The organism is Corynebacterium belfantii, assembly GCF_041898185.1.
GTDB lineage: Bacteria > Actinomycetota > Actinomycetes > Mycobacteriales > Mycobacteriaceae > Corynebacterium > Corynebacterium belfantii.
Genome location: NZ_CP157823.1, coordinates 768,762 through 786,144, shown reverse-complemented (window position 1 = coordinate 786,144; position 17,383 = coordinate 768,762). Strand labels below are relative to the sequence as shown.

The 17,383-nt window shown below is 53.1% G+C and carries 15 protein-coding genes and 2 pseudogenes; 8 read left to right on the top strand and 9 right to left on the bottom strand.

Going from position 1 to position 17,383, the window contains the following annotated elements:
• Nucleotides 1-12: 12 nt before the first annotated feature.
• The 4 genes from ABMV07_RS04045 to ABMV07_RS04030 all read right to left on the bottom strand — a co-directional run bounded on the left by ABMV07_RS04045 (nt 13) and on the right by ABMV07_RS04030 (nt 4,671).
• Complete coding sequence (locus ABMV07_RS04045) at nt 13-1,494, bottom strand: methylmalonyl-CoA carboxytransferase subunit 5S (RefSeq protein WP_088267590.1); 1,482 nt, start codon at nt 1,492-1,494, stop codon at nt 13-15.
• A 255-nt stretch (nt 1,495-1,749) separates the two neighbouring features.
• Nucleotides 1,750-2,454, bottom strand: coding sequence for a hypothetical protein (locus tag ABMV07_RS04040; protein WP_374064896.1), 705 nt, complete (start codon nt 2,452-2,454; stop codon nt 1,750-1,752).
• 273 nt (nt 2,455-2,727) lie between these two features.
• Nucleotides 2,728-3,027 carry a hypothetical protein gene (locus tag ABMV07_RS04035; protein WP_374064895.1) on the bottom strand — a complete coding sequence of 100 codons (300 nt, stop codon included), beginning with the start codon at nt 3,025-3,027 and terminating at the stop codon, nt 2,728-2,730.
• A 432-nt stretch (nt 3,028-3,459) separates the two neighbouring features.
• Nucleotides 3,460-4,671, bottom strand: coding sequence for a tyrosine-type recombinase/integrase (locus ABMV07_RS04030; RefSeq protein ID WP_374064894.1), 1,212 nt, complete (start codon nt 4,669-4,671; stop codon nt 3,460-3,462).
• A gap of 61 nt (nt 4,672-4,732) precedes the next feature.
• Between ABMV07_RS04030 and ABMV07_RS04025 the strand changes: the two genes are divergently transcribed.
• From ABMV07_RS04025 to ABMV07_RS04015, 3 genes are all read left to right on the top strand, one after another.
• Nucleotides 4,733-5,176 carry a hypothetical protein gene (locus tag ABMV07_RS04025; protein WP_374064893.1) on the top strand — a complete coding sequence of 148 codons (444 nt, stop codon included), beginning with the start codon at nt 4,733-4,735 and terminating at the stop codon, nt 5,174-5,176.
• 142 nt (nt 5,177-5,318) lie between these two features.
• Nucleotides 5,319-5,537, top strand: coding sequence for a helix-turn-helix transcriptional regulator (locus ABMV07_RS04020; RefSeq protein WP_374064892.1), 219 nt, complete (start codon nt 5,319-5,321; stop codon nt 5,535-5,537).
• 2 nt (nt 5,538-5,539) lie between these two features.
• Nucleotides 5,540-7,669 (top strand): hypothetical protein, encoded by a 2,130-nt coding sequence (locus tag ABMV07_RS04015; protein WP_374064891.1) that lies wholly within the window; start codon nt 5,540-5,542, stop codon nt 7,667-7,669.
• A 198-nt stretch (nt 7,670-7,867) separates the two neighbouring features.
• On the opposite strand, the pseudogene ABMV07_RS04010 reads toward ABMV07_RS04015, so the two are convergent.
• The 5 genes and pseudogenes from ABMV07_RS04010 to ABMV07_RS03990 all read right to left on the bottom strand — a co-directional run.
• Nucleotides 7,868-8,806, bottom strand: a pseudogene (locus tag ABMV07_RS04010) (IS30 family transposase); the annotation flags it as partial.
• 37 nt (nt 8,807-8,843) lie between these two features.
• Nucleotides 8,844-10,193 carry an IS256-like element IS1132 family transposase gene (locus ABMV07_RS04005; protein WP_374063848.1) on the bottom strand — a complete coding sequence of 450 codons (1,350 nt, stop codon included), beginning with the start codon at nt 10,191-10,193 and terminating at the stop codon, nt 8,844-8,846.
• Nucleotides 10,194-10,244: 51 nt separating this feature from the next.
• A pseudogene (locus ABMV07_RS04000) lies at nt 10,245-10,544 on the bottom strand (IS30 family transposase); the annotation flags it as partial.
• A gap of 130 nt (nt 10,545-10,674) precedes the next feature.
• Complete coding sequence (locus tag ABMV07_RS03995; RefSeq protein ID WP_374064890.1) at nt 10,675-12,591, bottom strand: AlwI family type II restriction endonuclease; 1,917 nt, start codon at nt 12,589-12,591, stop codon at nt 10,675-10,677.
• Nucleotides 12,592-12,674: 83 nt separating this feature from the next.
• A complete protein-coding gene (locus tag ABMV07_RS03990) occupies nt 12,675-14,747 on the bottom strand; it encodes a Dam family site-specific DNA-(adenine-N6)-methyltransferase (protein ID WP_374064889.1) in 2,073 nt (690 codons plus the stop codon).
• 572 nt (nt 14,748-15,319) lie between these two features.
• Here ABMV07_RS03990 and ABMV07_RS03985 point away from each other — a divergent pair.
• The 5 genes from ABMV07_RS03985 (at nt 15,320) to ABMV07_RS03965 (ending at nt 17,294) form a co-directional block, all read left to right on the top strand.
• Nucleotides 15,320-15,994, top strand: coding sequence for a tyrosine-type recombinase/integrase (locus tag ABMV07_RS03985; protein ID WP_196977627.1), 675 nt, complete (start codon nt 15,320-15,322; stop codon nt 15,992-15,994).
• Nucleotides 15,995-16,058: 64 nt separating this feature from the next.
• Entirely contained in the window at nt 16,059-16,355 is a 297-nt protein-coding gene (locus tag ABMV07_RS03980) for a ParA family protein (RefSeq protein ID WP_374064888.1), read from the top strand.
• Nucleotides 16,356-16,401: 46 nt separating this feature from the next.
• The gene (locus tag ABMV07_RS03975; RefSeq protein ID WP_196977625.1) at nt 16,402-16,644 is read left to right on the top strand and encodes a hypothetical protein; all 243 of its coding nucleotides are present in this window, start codon (nt 16,402-16,404) and stop codon (nt 16,642-16,644) included.
• Nucleotides 16,637-16,846, top strand: coding sequence for a hypothetical protein (locus ABMV07_RS03970; protein ID WP_088267594.1), 210 nt, complete (start codon nt 16,637-16,639; stop codon nt 16,844-16,846). Before ABMV07_RS03975 ends, ABMV07_RS03970 begins: the two co-directional genes overlap by 8 nt.
• Before the next feature lie 133 nt (nt 16,847-16,979).
• Nucleotides 16,980-17,294, top strand: a complete 315-nt coding sequence (locus tag ABMV07_RS03965) for a hypothetical protein (protein ID WP_197691901.1) — start codon at nt 16,980-16,982, stop codon at nt 17,292-17,294.
• Nucleotides 17,295-17,383: the final 89 nt, after the last annotated feature.

The window sequence follows — 17,383 nt, the reverse complement described above, 5'->3', positions numbered from 1 at the left end:
TAGTCAAACTCCTTATTCAGCTGGCTCAACCTTGACGGTCTGGCTGCGACCGCCCACGGTGACCTTGTAGGTGATTGGTTCCAAGACCGCCTGGTTATCGCGGGTCTTGATCTTCGATGGATCCTTGCCCACGTTCTTTGGTCCCTCTGGACGGGTCTTAAGGAACCCTGGTGCAACGCCTGGGAACAGTGCGTTGGTGAGCACGTCCTCATCGGTACCATCAAAGCCTTCCAGCTTGGATGCCTCTTCGACGAGGTGATCCCACTCTGGCTCGAGAAGATCTGCAGGACGAACGGTGATCTGTTCCTTCTTGGTTTGAGACTTTGCCTGCTCAACCAATTCAGCGTTGCGCTCACCGATGCATTCGCCGTAGTAACCCAGCATCAAGTCTGCGAACTCTGCGGTCATGACCTTGTAACGGCCCATGAGAACGTTGAACACAGCCTGCGTGCCGACGATCTGCGAAGAAGGCGTCACGAGTGGTGGGTAACCAGCGTCTTTACGAACGATTGGAACTTCGCGCATCACTTCATCGATACGGTCGCCTGCACCTTGAGCGGTGAGCTGGCTTTCCATGTTGGAGAGCATGCCGCCAGGAATCTGCGAAAGGAAGATGTTGGTATCCACCAACGTCTTGGACTCAAACTCTTTGTACTTCGGGCGAATTGTCTTGAAGTGGTCACGAATCTTAATCAGACGATCCATGTCCAGATCCGTGGTGTACTCGGTACCTTCAAGCATTTCAACGAGAGACTCGGTTGGGTTGTGGCCTGGGCCGAGCGACAAGGAAGAAATTGCGGTATCGACAACATCTGCGCCAGCTTCAATGGCCTTCATCAAGGTCACCAAGGTAACACCAGTGGTCGAGTGGCAGTGGACGTTGATCTGAGTATCTTCGCCGTAGGTTTCCTTGATACCGCGAATGACATCATAAGCAGGCTGTGGCTTCAAAAGCGCAGCCATGTCCTTCAAAGCAATGGAATCTGCACCCATGTCGAGCAGTCGACCTGCTTGCTCAATGTATCCCTCTACGGTGTGCAGTGGCGACACGGTATAGCAAATCGTGCCTTGGGCGTGGCCGCCCACTTTCTTCACCGCTTGCATAGCGCGTTCCATGTTGCGCGGATCATTCAAAGCGTCAAAGACACGGAAAACGTCCATGCCGTTTTCCTTTGACTTCTCCACAAACTTGTCCACCACGGTGTCCTCATAGTGGCGGTATCCCAGAAGATTCTGGCCACGAAGCAGCATCTGCAGCTTCGAATTAGGCATCAACTTGCGGAAAGTACGCAAGCGCTCCCATGGATCTTCGTTGAGGAATCGGATGCAGGCGTCGTACGTTGCGCCGCCCCAGCACTCCACACTCCAAAAGCCTGCATTGTCAATATCCTCACATGAGGCAACCATGTCTTCCATGGCCATGCGGGTTGCAAACAAGCTCTGATGTGCGTCGCGCAGAGCGACTTCGGTCACTCCAATTTTTCTCGGGCTCATAACTCACAAATTTAGGCATTTTTGTCCTGTAACGCATGCTGAAAACACTAGGAAAAGATCACAAAACCAACCAAACCCAAACATATGACCATGTCCACTTTTGTTTTAAGTGGTCATAACGTGTTTCCCAGTGAGCAAATCTCGAAATTGTCACTTTTTAGCACGGATGTGAGTTTTTTCACTGCACCTGTAAACGCTGAATGAACGCACATAATTGCTCTGTTTCTCGCCAAAAATAAACGAGGACTATTCCCCTCAAGAAACTGACATCGCCGCGGTTCCAGTACAAATACGAAGCACATCGTTTCGGAAAAGCTCAGCGTCGATGGCATTCCACTGAGACTGCATCACACCCTTCGCCTGCGCAAGAGTCCTTGATTGCCGCAAGTCGATCCCCAGCCGAAACGCCTGCACCGAATACACTTGGTTCCCCACTACTATCGCTTCCCGACGAAGATCGTGAAGCGGAATATTCGCAGGAATCCCACGCCACAGCACACCCAGATCGACACCATAAGCTAAATCAACCGTGAGATGAGCGTCGTATGCAGTAAGCGCCACACTCGGCGAAACACAATCAGCCACTGCTAAATCAAAATAGCACTTCCAATGCGCAGGTGGCTGCTCGCCCGAAAACTCAGCATGCGCAGCACTCAAGTAAGAAGTGAGCAAGTTCAAGCTAATCCGAGCGATCGCTGGGCGTGCTGGATCAAAAGTACTCCTCTGAAAAGGCAGTACGGCATTTGCCTCTACAACATCAAGCCCAACCCCAAATAAGCCTCGCCGATCCCCACGATCGCGCAGCAATGCCGTTACTCGCCGCGAGTCAGCTACAGCCCACTGAAGAAGCTGCAGTTCATTATGCGTGGCCGCATGATCGGCGCTACCACTGCGATCAATCAGTTCACCTTCATCCGCATATTTCTGCGTTATAGCAACGATGTCACGAACAGTCTTCAAATCGAGCTATGTAGTCGCAAACATCTCTGGAGAACCAGCCTGCGCAGGAGGCACGACAATGCACGTAGAAAAATCCCCACAGCAGACAACAACATGCTGCAGGAAATAATAAGAGAGGCACATATCGGCCACAAAGACTCATGCCGTACATAGTACGAGCCAAACCGGTAGCACAGTAATGCTTGTGATTAGACACGACACCCCTCGTGCCCCTGCCGATAGCAGAAGCCGAGGGGGGCACTGTAAGTTACTCCACAATAAAATGGCCGCTATTTAAGCGTTATCTGCCGTTTTCTGTTCATGATAAAGGCGGTTAAGTGCCTCCCTAGCCAAAAACTCAAAGTCTTCCGAATACTGAGTATCGTTTTCACTTCTTACACGATGGGCGACATCCTTTGCCCAGTTGTAATAGTTGCAAAGATCATGCTGTTCCCCGCCAAAGGTCTTATGGCACCATTCGAGCAAATGCCGTTCCGGCGAATGCGTTGTCGCTTGGGCCGAGGAAGTGGCAAGTGCCCCACTGGCAAGGATCGAAGCGCCTGCCATCACGAGAGTCATCGTACGAATTTTCATAACAAAAGCTCTCCTTCTCCATGAGAGTTACATGAATACATCCGTCTGTGCACACCCAACATTATTATTTCCTTAGCGAAACTAAAATAGTTTTACGAAAAAAATTCTAGCTTGATTTTCACAACTCTAAGACCCAAAGTGGCAGCCCTCCCCTAAGCGCCGTGCCGTCACCCCACCCAAGGCATACTTACGCCAAAATTAAAAACGCAAAAACCCTCGGTTCACATAAGCAAACCGAGGGTTTTAATAAGTAGCGGGGGTAGGATTCGAACCTACGACCTCTGGGTTATATACCTTAACTGGTACCAAAGTGCAGTTATTCGGTTTTGACCTGCCATTTTATCGCCCCAAAGCGTCCCGGACAGTCCCGCAACATCCTACAAAGTCCCGTCCATAAAGCGACATCTAAAGCGACATTTCCTGATAAGTCGTTTAGACACCGGTTGCCCCCTTCAGAACGGCAGCCATGCTGGTCACATCAGTCAGGTCGGTATAGTTGGCCGCATTCATGTCGGTTGTATGGCCAAAGAACGCAGAACGAATTTCGCTGGGCACGCCTCGCGCGATGGCCAGGTTGTTCAAAACTGTTCGCCACCCATGGGACCGCATTGTGGAGACCGCAGGATCACCCAAGCACTCCCCGATGTGTTGATAGAGATGACTGCACGCCTTCACGGCGTTGTCTGTCCGCCAATGAGAGCGCCGATCACCGGGCGCCGGAATCAGCGGCATGTCAGGAGCGAGTCTTTCTAATCGCATGTGCCAGAATTTCTCGACCCGTGGATCAAGAATTGGTACCGTACGTCCTCGGTGCGTCTTGGACACTTCAGCACTGACAGCGATAGCTACCGAGTCATCGGTGATAATCGCATCCGCTGTCTTGAGCGCGAGTGCCTCCGAGATACGCAGACCAGTTCCTGCTTGCAACAACGCCAGCGCAACGGTGTTGGCATGTTTGTTAATAGACGTCTGGCGTCGATCCTTTCCAGGCGGCAACGGCACGGTGATGTCACGGAAGACTAGATGGTCCACAACGCGGTTGTATTGCACCGGCGTAAGCGCATGACCGCCAGAAGCCTTGTGCCCCTTTCGAACATTGCCAAAGTCAATGCTGATTCCCCGGAGCGAATTATGGTCAATGAGACCCTCGCGGATCATTTGATCAAGAATGTACCTGCTTGTCACGGTGCGCGCTTGGCGAGCAGACTCAGAACCATGCTCCGCACCGATAGCCTGAAGTGCACGCTCCAACGTTCGGAACTTCACTGCATCGCCAATGGACAGCCCCTTGAGCTGCTCGCGAACCTGCCCTAACGAAAGCTCGTAACGCTTGCGGGTGTTCGGCCTAATACGTGCACTAGAAATAACTGGCACAGAGACCTGATCAATGAAGTCGATAACACGACTGCCCTTGTCCCATTCGGAATTGCCGGAGTTGAGAGCAGTCTCGACCCTTTCACGAGCTTTCCGACGGAACTCCCCCTTCGTGTCAGCACGTATCTTGAATCGTTTGAGTCGGCCATCCCATAGTCGAACACTGATGTCTTTCTCGTGGGGACCGCGTGATGGCAGTGCATCGACGACCCGTTCAATGGAATCCTCGCCTGGCGCGAGTTTTGTTCTAGCAGCTTTTTTCGTTGTCATGCCTACACAATAGCATAAAGCGACAGTTTTGCAATAGGTTCGAATCTGCTAGAATGAAGTCATGTTCACGAAAAGACCAGCCCTGTGGGACACACCAGAACTTGTGGAAGCCCGACATGAAGCACTCGCACTCGAAGGCGACGCCCGCGACCTAGTCGAGAAGCAGCTAGAACTGCGAGCACTCGCCCGTGACGCGAGAACATGCAAAAACATTGAGCGAGAACTCAAGCAATTGGTGAAGGCGCAGCGAGGCACCAACCCCGCCACCCGAAAGCAGCTCGAAGTCATCAAAGAGCTGAGCAAAACACTGACTGCCAGGCTGCAAGATCTGGACGGACGAGCCGATCTTGAATTTCCTGGTGGCCAGCGGATCGCAGGCAATCACGGCAACCGACATACTCCAGTCGGCGACGAACGACTTATCCCTCAAGGAGTAGACGTCGAAAAACTCTTCCCCCCATTGATCGGCCATTGGGGACGAAAAGGGGCTTGTAAAGGACCGTAAGGGACCGTAAAATGAGAGACAGCCTTCTGGATGCCCCCGCAATTGATAAGGCAGCGGGAACAGGCTGAGACCCAGACATGATTGACGCGTCTAAGCAGTAGTTGCAGGCGGACGCGAATTTCTCCATGTCTGGAGAAAATTCGTGGCAACGCCAAATCTCGTCGTCACTAAAGACGCGCGACCACTCGCGGTTAATACCGCCAAAGCATCCGAAATTACGGGCATTGCTGCCAAGACTTTACGAAACTGGCGCACCCTCGGAATCGGACCCGCCCATATCAAGGTCAACGGCAAGACCGTCCTGTATCTCGTTGAAGTCCTAGAAGCATGGCTCAACGACCAGCCAAAGGTTGGTGCCTAGCCATGCAGCACAAGAAAAACGCCCCTGTCGCTGCTGACAACAAGAGCGCCGATTTAACAAATTTTGCTGTCAACAATTCTACTGTTTCAACCCCTAAAAACCAAGGCTTCGTCCGTAATGAAGAGCCTCAAAACGAACCGTTGCATGCGTGCGAAAAACAAACCGAAGCGTTAAAAATAGGGCTTATCCGCACGCCGGACACGTCTAAAACCGCAGCTCAGACGGCAACGGCGGCAGCCACGTATGGGGAACGCCCAATTGATGCCGCTGCCGCCGTTGGGTGGAAAGTGGAAATCGTCACCGACTCTGCAACATCGCGAAAGCATCCTGCGGAGTTCGCAGTTCTGACGAAGACTGTTGATAGGTCGTCGCGAAGTACTGCTGGCAGCTTCCGTAGCTATCCGAGCGTTTCGGCAATGTCGACAGGTCGTGAAAGTGTCGTTATCGGATTCGACACCGAGTTCGTCAACATTGAGCGGTGTGACCCAGAACTTGGTTGGGTCGGTGAAGACGTCGAGAGCATGAGGCGGGTTGTTTCCTATCAGTTCGCCGCGCTCGACCCAGCGGATGCGTCTAAGCTCCGCTTGGCGGTGGTTATTCCACTCGACTATCGGGGTCCGCGAGGAACTCGCATCGCGCGGTTGTCTTTCGAAAAAGCACTCAATCTCGTCATCACTGCTTTTGAACTGCACAGGCATCCATTAGCGCGTGGCTGGAAGTTTCAAGGTGTGTCTCGATCTGAGGTGGTGGACACTGTCGGAAAGAAGCATCCTAGCTGGTGGTTCAAGAAACGTCAGGGTGTCGAATCTAGCGCCTTGCCGCTCACGCTCGTCGCGCACTATCAACCTGCCGACCTCACGACATTTGTTGATAAGCGGAAGATGCTCAACACGTGGGAAGAGCATTATCCCGGCCGGTCAAGCACACAGAAAGCTCTGACAAAAGCTCCCGGTGTTGACGGTAAGCGTGCACGCTGGCTGGAAAGTGATCTGGTCGATGTTTTGCGTGCTGTGATTAGTGCCAGTGGTGGTGTGGTCACTCCGAAGCCAATTCATCTGGTGCTTGACGGTGCTAACCACCGATGGGCGCGACCTGTGGCACTAAGCATCCGCGACACCATGGCTCATTCTGGTGCGCGACCCCTCGCTGACCTTGGTGATTCTGTGGGCATCCCCAAGCTCACAATCCCCGACGGATGGATTGAGCGCATGGATCAATACTGGCAGGAATTTCCTGTTGACTTCCTCGATTACGCGGCCAACGACGCCATCATCGCGCTCGAATACGCGTGCGCTGTTTATGGCGACTGCCCCGAACTGCCGCTGACACTTCCCACCGGCGCCGCGCGTGCTGTCAAGGAGATCATCAAGGGTGAGCTAGACGGTGGTTCAAAGGAGTTCAACGCCATCTTCGGTGGTCTTTGCGAAGTCGACAAAGACGAGGACAACCCTGATTCTGGAGTTGAGAATCACCTGGATTACTACCGCAAGCGTGAGTTGGTACCTCTCGACGGTGCTGCGGCGACGTGGTTGCATGCGTGTGCCAATAGCTTCCGGGGCGGCTACAATATGGCGGCTGAACTGGGCATATTTAATTTTCCTACGTTCGACCTCGATCTCCAAAGTTGCTATCCAACGTCGGCGTCGTGTGTTTTGGATGTCAACTATCTCCACGAGGACGGGGTTATCACCCGGACGGTGAATAACCATCAACTGACTTTGGATGACTTTGACGAGTGGGGGCCGCTTACTCCTTTTGTTGGCTTCGTGGTCTTTAGCTTTCCAGACACAGTTGCCTTCCCGACTATCCCCGTGCCTGTGGATGGCTCCATGGTGTACACCCGCTCTAGCGGTGAGGGGCGCGGTGTGTGGGCAAGTGCGCCCGAGGTATGGGCTGCTCTGATGCTTGGTGCCGAAGTTACTTGTCAGATCGGACACTTCGCGCGTGTACTCATTAGAGAAGACGGTGCCCCCTCGCGTCTCCTCCGCAATGCCTTCAAGCAGTTAATTGATGACCGTGCACGCGCAAAGAAGGAATTTGGCGCTAAATCGTTTGAGCAGGACATCATCAAGCTCATGGCCAACTCCCCATATGGAAAATTGGCACAAGGTGTGATGGGGCAATCTGGTTGAAACGCCTGGGCACAAGAGCAAGAGTCAGTCGGCGGAAGCGCAATTACGTCGCCGTATCACGCGTGTTACACGACCGGCATCGTTAGGGCAATCCTGCTCCTGACGCTTAACTCCCTTCACGACGCTGGGTATTCAACCCCCCTCGTGCACGACTGACGGGTTGGCGGATTCTAGGGGTGGTTGCAACGGTTGATGGTTTTAGGCAAGCAGCTTGAGGATCCGCTCGCTGGGTTTATCGTATTCTAACGTCTTGCGTGGTCGATCGTTTAACTCTTCTGCGACTGCGTCCAGATAGTCTTCTGGGTACTGGGATAGGTCGGTAGCTTTTGGGAAGTACTGTCGTAGTAAACCATTGGTGTTCTCGTTTGTGCCTCGTTGCCAAGGACAATGAGGATCGCAGAAGAAAACATCCATATCTAAGGAGGTAGAGATTTTCTTGTGCAGCGCCATTTCAGACCCCTGATCCCAGGTAAGGGAGTTACGTAGTAGTTTTGGAAGTCCTTGCATCTTTTTCACGATCGCTTCTTGAACGCTGCCGGCATCATGGTGATTAGGAAGATGTAGCAAAATTGTGAACCGGGTTGTACGCTCTACCAACGTGCCAATCGCGGACTTATTGCCGGCACCGCATATCAAATCCCCTTCCCAGTGTCCTGGAATGATCCGTTCATCGACCTGTGCTGGGCGGCAAGCAATCATTGTCATGGGGTCTTTAAAACGGGGTGTGCGCTGCTGGGGTTGTTTATGCGGTTTACGCCTGCTACGCCCTGTACGCAGCATCTTTTTAACCTCTAGCTTTAACTGTCCACGGGCATGAACATACATCGCTTGGTAAATGGTTTCTACACACATATTCATTGCCGGGTTAGCAGGATAGTTTTTCTTCAGCCACCCGCTAATTTGCTCCGGGCTCCAGTGTTTCTTTAACCCGTCCTCCACCAGTTGAAACAATAGCGCACTGCGGTTAATCTTGGCTGGCTTAGGTCTTTTCCTGGCTTGTACTACTTGCTGGTCAGCGTGATATGGCTGATAGTCCCCTGTTATTGGGCTACGATGTTTATTTACCTCGCGGCTGATTGTTGACGGTGCCCTGCCTAACTCTCCGGCAATCGCGCGAATACTTTTACCTGCATGAAGCGAGAGTGTCCGATTGTTTGTGTGCGGGGGGCTTGGTTTACAAGTAGTCCGCGAATCGGTCGGGGTAAGCCACGGCTAGTTGGTTGATGGCTTGTTTCCACCCGGTGGCTTTCGCTCCTTCAATATAGCCGTTGCATTCGATGGCGCGCTTCGCTTTCTTCGCTCGCTGGGCAGCGCGCTTGTCCTCGATGTTGCAGATCATCAGCCACAGCGTTTTCAGCGCCGCGGTATCGTTCGGGAACTGGCCGCGGTTGCGGGTGGCTTTCCGCAGCTCAGCATTCAGCGATTCGATCGAATTCGTGGTGTAGAGTACCCGCCGTGCCGCAGGCGGGAACTGCAAAAATGGCACAAACCGGTCCCAGGCGTCGCGCCAGACTTTGACCGATTGCGGGTATTTACGGCCCAGTTCACTGGCCTCGAATGCGTCCAGGGCGGCGCGGGCGGTGTCCTCGGTCGGTGCGGTGTAGACCTCCCGTAGCGCACTTGATACGGGTTTGCGGTCTTGGTAGGACACCCACCTGTTGGCCGCCCGGATCAGGTGCACGATACAGGTCTGCACCATGGAATTCGGCCAGGTTGCCTCCACGGCTTCCGGCAGGCCTTTGAGCCCGTCGCAGCAGACGATGAACACGTCTTGGACCCCACGGTTGGCAAGGTCAGCGCACACGGATGCCCAAAAACTGGCGCCTTCATTGTCTGCGATCCACAATCCCAGGATGTGCTTGATGCCGTCCATGTCGACGCCTACCGCCATGTAGCAAGACTTGTTGACCACGCGGTGGCCATCGCGGATCTTCACTCGCAGCGCGTCGAGGAAGATCACTGGGTAGAACTCGTCGAGCTGGCGGTTTTGCCAGATCATGACCTCTTCTAACACCGCGTCGGTAATGGTGCTGATCGTATCTGGGCTCATATCCACCCCGAGGGTGGTGGCGAGGTGGTGGCAAATATCGCGCACGGTCATCCCACCGGCGTACAGGGAGATGATCATGTCATCAAGCTCCGTCAGACGGCGGGTGCCTTTAGGCAGCATCCGCGGCGTAAACGTGCCAGCTCGATCCCGGGGCATAGTCACATCAAAGGTGCCGTAACCAGAGTTGACGGTTTTGGTGTACGACCCGTTGCGGTGATTGCCACCATCCGGGGTGCCCAGCTGGGCTTTCGCCGTACGATCAGAGTGCGCGTATCCTAGATGCGCGTCCATTTCAGCCTGCAGACCAGCGTTGATCGATGCCTGCAAAAGACCTTTGACCAGGTCGCTGGCATCATCGGTGGAAGTCGACAACTCGCCGATCAGTTCGGCGATTTCCGGATTTTCCATCAGCTTAGCGCTGATCTCGTTGACCCTGTTCGGGTCATGACCTTTCCTCGGTGACACGGTAGTCATTATCAGTGAAACTCCTTCTGGATCAGAGCCTCACACACAAAACACCTGACACCCTCCATGAAGCCTATCAGCGATAATGATTCGTTCTTGCAGGCCTAGATAGTACGGTCCAGCATTTTCAGGGATCTCCATTTTTGCACAGTACCAGGCAACGCTAGCCTTTTCGTTACGCCCGCTCGAGCGAGTACGTCCATTACGCCATACTTTCCCGGTACGTTTGGAAACGCCCATTACTTTGGCTGCTTGCGTAAAATTCAGTCCCTGACGCAAAAGCTCTACATAATGCTCACGCCGAGCAGCACACATTTTTGAACGGGACGGGTAAACAACACCCGCATACTCATACAACACCGTTGAAACATCCTTTCAATCTCGGTGTTGCAACCACCCCTAGAACCCAAGGAGTTGACAACCTATATAGGAACACCCCCAGCTTGGCGCGGCAAGTGTTTTTAGCACTAGGTTCGATGCCAGCCGATGCTTACGTGGTGATCAAGTTTGCGATTTCCTCACGCCACTTCAGTGGCTTACGTTCATCGGAGTTGTGGGCTATCTCGAACAGCTCATAGAGGTCTGGGTAAGTACTGTTCTTCTCCACCAGCTGTTTTACCTGGCCAATGTCGATAGGGATGATTTTCAGTGGTGCGTATTCTTCATTCTTGCCCCAGTAGCCAGACTGTTTGCGGAAGCGAAAGTCATTCGCGACGTTGACATCGATTTCTGGTGCGACAAAAACGCAGTAGTCACTGTGATTACCAGTTTCAAGAACATGGGTGCCCAAGTGACGAGAAACAGGTTCCATTTCCATACGCCGGGCGTTCGTTCCATCAGCCAGAGTGGCCTCGATAAGCATGTCATGTTCGGGGTAGGTATCAGACTTCTCGAACTCAAAAATGATGTCCGCACCTCCACCTTGGGCATGCGCTCGCGGCATGAGGTCTGCCTCAAAGGACAGTTTCATGAAATGCAGGACGTCGCCTTGCCGACCGGAGAACTCATACCAGATGAGTCCGAGCACGTACTCAAAAATGGTAGATGGCGTGGCATCCTCGGTAACAAGTTCCTTTACACGCTCATCATCACGAGTAATGAAGCAGTCAAGAAGCTCAAGAAAGACGTCTTTGGTAAAGCGATTGTCCAGAAGGTCGTGGAGACGTTCATAGCGCTCATCCTGAACAACGCTCTTGGCCTGTGTCAGAGAGACTAGCTCCACACCAAATTCGGATGACAGCGCAGTGAGCAGCCGGGCTTCTGATATATCAAACATAGGTGAGATGTCTGACAACGCCAGGGACTCGTCGAGTTTTCCTGACTGTGTGAACATGTCCTCCAACAGTTGGTCACCCACGAGCGAGAAAAACGCTGCAGGGATGGAGTCAAACGTCACCGTTCGCTCACGAAACAGCACCGTATCAGTGAGCTTGAAATATCTGCGGTTGAGGTCGAAGTAATCTGACAGATTGGCTCGGGCCTTGTACAGATGCAGAAGTGTGAAGAAGACCTTCTTGAGCTGATTCTCGTCTGACACCGAGGCAAAGGGGTTATCAGGCGCAATAGACGCGGCACCTTCTTTGTTGATCTTCGATGGATGGCTGTCCCCGAAGATTGCTTGCTTCCAGTATGAGGCGGTCTTGAGTTTCTTAATGCGCTTGTATAGTTCGGACACCTCGCCTGCGGACTGACGGTTGTCCACAAAGACACGTTTGAGCGATTGGTAGAAGGGAAAATACAGGCTGTCGTATTTTCGACTCTTGCGGTTCATCCCGACAGTCGTGACCAATTCTTCGTCGACGGTATGCTCCATCCACAGTGCGTATGCACGCTTGTAGTTTTCTTTGGCCATCAAGTTCTCAACGATGACTTCATCAAAAGAGACATCTCCGTTTCGTACATCACTGAGCTTTGTTTTCACGATGCTTAATGACTGTTCATCGACGACCAGCGGGATAAGGTAAGTAAGTTCGTCAAAGGATAAAGATCCGAACTCGTTCAAGAAATGCGCCAGTACGAAGTACGGCCGCACGTGCACACCGTCTCGAATCTGTAGCGATGTCTTCAGCATCTGCTTGAAGTAAATGTAGCTGTCAGCGGGGATCATGAAGTAGTTGTCGGTACCAAAGGAGCCTGCTTCCACATGGTTGAGCAGTTCTTCGCCAGCGGTTGTGATTACTCGGTTGTTGTCGGTAAACCCCAACGTAGGAAGCCCTGATGTCTTCTGGCGAGCATCTTTGTCGGGCCGGGGAGCATCACCTGCTAGTGCACCGTGTTTTTGTAGGTAATAGTAGAAGCGACTCTGCAAATCATTGTTGCCGGTCCATTTCCACTCTTCACCAATTTCTGTGACCGTTTGCGAGAAGTTGCGAAGGTGCATGAGTTGTTCTTCGATACGTAGGTTCATCTGGGCAACTCGAAAACTCGTTGTACCCAACACCCAGCAGTAACTCTGGAAATTTATGTTCTCGTAGATCACAGCACACCTTGTTAGTAGTTCGTTATCAAAACCTCAAGTGTAGTTGAAGAACGGTTGATTCTGCGATAGTTCGAGTTCCGGTAACTCATTGTGAGGTCGTGTTGAGTGAAATCCGAGTTCTTGATCCAGTCGCTAAGAATCTGATTGACGGCGCCTTTCGCCTCGATCACGTTTGATAGAGCAAACCTACGACCTGAGTTGTGGACGTCTTCGAGGAAGGCGAGAAGGTCACGCTCATGGGTCTCCGACCATCCGCCTCTCTCGTTATAGGTGGCCTGCGTAATCAGATACGGGGGATCGCAATAAAACACAGTGTCTAAAGGCGTGTCATCGATCTCAAAGTCACGGAAATCTCCGATACGGAAGGAGCTGTCCATCTCCGAAATACGCTTGTGGAAATCCACTAGTTTGGTGCGCATTTTAGCGTTGAAGTCACGCTTCCCGACAGGAAGGTTGAACTCCCCCTTCGCATTAAACCTCAGCTGATTGTTGAAGCCATGAATCACCAGGACATATAGCAGTAGCGGGTCACGACGAGAAACATCTTCAGCGTTGTACGCTTCTCTGAGTCTCAAGAATGGTTCACGGTTTACATAGGCTAAACCTGAAGAGCTGTCCACACCGTAGTGCGTGTATGAGTACCGATGGGTGTTACTGAATCCGTAGCGGTCTGTAATCTCGTCCACGGCAGCGATGGTTTCTGCAGGGTCACTATGCGCGAGGAACTGAATTAGTTCAATGAGCTTGGGGTTGTTGTCATTAAAGACCACCCGGTCCGCGTCCGCATTGGCACCGACCGTGCATCCACCAGCGAAGAGGTCAACAAAGAGGCTTGTTCGGGGAAGATGGGGGCGTAGCTGCGGCACGAGCTTGCCCTTGCCACCGATGTAATTGATAGGGCTGAGCACTACGGCACTCGTAGGTTTGGCAGACTGTTTGACCGTGCAGACAAATAGTCGCTCACTGTTGTCTGCGATGGCAGACTTGCCGGTACTAAATGCCTTGTAGGGCCGCTCAAAAACTTGGACGTCACCTTTTTCAGAGAGAATCTCCATGATGTCGTCGTCGGTAATTTTCGCGTTTGAGCGTCCATTCCCCTTCGTGGCCATGTTGTTATACGAGAACACAATGTACTTGACATTCGCTTTAGCGACGAGATCCCTAAAAGCTTCAGCTGCGCGAACAGTGTTGTAGTCACTCTTCAACGCCTTACGGTCCATTTTGCGGGCAACGCCGTGAACTTCAGGTTTTTCCCACCGCGCGATGTTCTCTAACAGATGGTAGGCATCACAATATTGACGCGAGTTGTATGGGGGGTCGCAGTACAGCAAGTCGCCAGAGATGTCCTCAATTAATGCGTTGGCATCGGCGTTGTAGCTCGTGTTGTCGGGCGAGAGGTCTACCGACGGCAAGACCACTGGAAAGATTAATGATTTGTCGAATTCTGCACCTTTACGGTACGCGTCGTAGTGACCCACTGTGTTGGCAATGCGGTCCATACCGTAAAGAATTGACGTGAGCAGAATGGCAAACTCACGTTCATTGATAAGGTTTCGAGATCGCACCTGCTCTAGTAGTTCACGGGCGGCGCCGATCTTGGAGCAGTCATCGGCACTGAAGAAAGTGTCAGCGAAGTTTTGTCGAACGTAGTTGTCCTCGCTTGTCTCAATGGCGTTAAGACACGCAATAGCATCGATAACGACGTGAGGCCGGTAGTCTGTGGGCGAAAACCAACAGCAGCTTGTGACATAGTTGGAGTAGAGAATGTCGTTTGTGATGAGCGCCTTGTCCTTGAAGGCGTTGGCCACAGCGCCAGTGCCAGAGAAGATGTCGATAACTGACTCGACTCCTGGGCAATGTTGGTCGACGGTCTCTCGTATAAATCCGGTCAGTCCGTGTTTGTTACCCAAGTAGCGACGGTTATTGATCTGCGAGACCCGAACGTTATTAGCGATGAGTTCCGTCTCAATATCCTTTAATGCCTGTTCACCAAGCTCACTGGCTAATTGGCCAGCGGTGCGCTGTACGATCTCCATAAATACTGACTCGATGGAGCGCTTCCGGGTAGCTGTGGTAGTTGTCATACTAAGGGTTCTCCGTTGCTCGTTGTGATACTTAGCATCCTAGATGCTAAGTATCACAACGAGCAACCCGTTCATGGAACAGTCAGAGCCTCCGGGTGCCAAGCAGTCACCCTTGCACGACAAATTCGACTCGCTAAAGCGACATTTCGAGATTCGGGCGTGAAAAACAAAACTCCCTACCAACATTTCTGCTGGTAGGGAGCTTATCTAGTAGCGGGGGTAGGATTCGAACCTACAACCTCTGGGTCATTAGCCTCCATAACCCTCATGAGTTGGAAGCTCCGCCGAATTTTTTACCACTTTAACCGTATTACTGGCTCTCCGGTTAACCGTATTGCCGTATAGCCGGGTTGCCATGCATGCGGTTCCCCACATGGCCCGTTGGGTATGACTCGATCATGCTCTACTCAGATCGACCCAATGCTCTACCAACCGCTCCCGGATGGCGGGACCCCCTGCGAAGATTCGAACTCCATCTCGCAGCTCTCGATAGGTCACACCGCACGATCACCACGAGGCTCACACACCTGGCAACCGCCGCACGAGCACTCGGCACAGCGTCCCCTAGTGAGGTGACCAGTGAAGCTTTGGAAGTGTGGTGTGGATCAGCTCAATGGGCCGCAGAAACGCGACATGCCTACTACTCGTCACTGCGAACCTTCTTTAGGTGGCTCTACCGCGAGAATCCGGAAGAAGATCCGTCGCGATGGTTGCCCTCAATTCACAGGCCGATACCCCCTCTGCGCCCAGCGCCCGACTCTGCCATCTCAGAAGCGATCGCGAAAGCGCACCCGCGAACCCGCCTCATCCTGGAGCTCGCCGCCGAACTTGGTCTGCGTGCTGGTGAAATCGCCACCCTCAACACCGCCGATCTCATGGACGCAGGCGACGGTTGGACAACACTCACGGTTGAGGGCAAGGGCGGGCAAATCCGGGCGCTGCCAGTCTCTCCCGCCTTAACACACCAGATCCGACGCCAAGAAGGACCGAATGGGTGGGTCTTCCCTGGCAACGTCAACGGGCATCTGTCGCCACGCTGGGTTGGAACCCTAGCCACAAGGGTTCTTCCAGAGCCGTGGACACTGCACACCCTTCGCCACAGATTCGCCACCGTTGCATACAACGCCGGGACTAAAGATCTTGTCGCCGTTCAACACGCACTAGGCCACAAGTCAATCACAACCACGCAGCGCTACACCCAAACCTCACTCGACCTTAAAGACCTGATGACAACGACCAAGCTCTAAGTGATATACGGCCGAGCTCACCCCCCGGCCAGTTCTGCCGCGATCAACGGAAAGGACACCAGACATGACGATCATCGCAATATCCAACCTCAAAGGAGGGACCGGCAAAACGACTAGCGCGGTATTGCTTGCCACCGCGTTCTATCGTGCCGGAAACTCCGTCACTGTCGTCGACCTTGACCCCCAAGGCAGCGCGACGGAATGGCCCAGATGGCGGAAGAAGCAGGGAAACCGCTTCCTTTCCAGTCACGCTCGGCAACGTCAGAACGACCAAGAACATCAAAGAGAACGCGGACTACACCATCCTGGACTGCCCACCCGGCGATCCCAGACTTATCGACGTTGCTATCGGCGTCGCTGACCTGGTCATCGTCCCAGTCCAACCCTCCGGTATAGAGACCGAAAGGATGTGGGACACAGTAGACATCGCTGGCAAAGACAAAGCCATCGTGCTGCTCACCAGTGTCCTCATCCAAGCCAAATCGACAGCCGCCCTCTCCGATGCTCTCACAGAAGAAGGCGTGCGCGTCTTCCGAGGAGCTATCCCCCGCCGAGAAGAAATTCGCCACTGGTACGGCCACTCACCACACGGACAACTTCACGGCTACGAATCAATCGCTCAACAGATCAAGGAAGCCCGCCATGACTAACTCCATGCGACGTCACAACCGCCCACGCCCCACCAGCGCAAAGGAAGTCTTGCAAACCCCGGTCGCTAATACGAAGAAGCTCACCATTCTCGTCGACGCCGACCTTCACCGAAAGTTCCAGCTGGCTACGATCGCCAAGGGGCGAACCATGACTGAAGTTATCAACGAGTTCATCGAAGACTACACAACCAAGCGGCCGTAGACCCGTAAACCCGGCAACCCGTATAGGCAGCAACCCGGCTTTGCGTATTACCAGAAACCCGGGCATCGATTTACGGGAACCACTTCCGCTCAAACTGCGATACTTGTAACCGCCGACAGGAAAGGACACCACCATGATTGACCGAGGCACCATCCGAGCCGCTCACAAAGAACTTGGGCTGCCCACCGACGACGCTGCAATCGACAACGCCTACCACGACACTGTCGATGCCATTGGCGAGCGAATCGACATCCACTTCACCCACCTCACCAACCAATGGCACAACGAACACCCGGAAGCCCAAGGACTCCGACCAGGCGAAGTGACGGGTGAGTTGTGGCAGCAGGCCCAAATCCGCGCTGAAGAAGAAGAAATGGAAGAACGGTTCAATGCCCCAATCCGCGAGCTGACTGCCCGCAAGGTCGAAGCAGGCGAGGACGGCTGGTAACTAACCGGCAAACCGCATTGCCGTAAAACCGGTTTCCCGGCAAGCCGTATTTAACGCTCTACCCAGGCCCTTTCTGAAACATCAGAAAG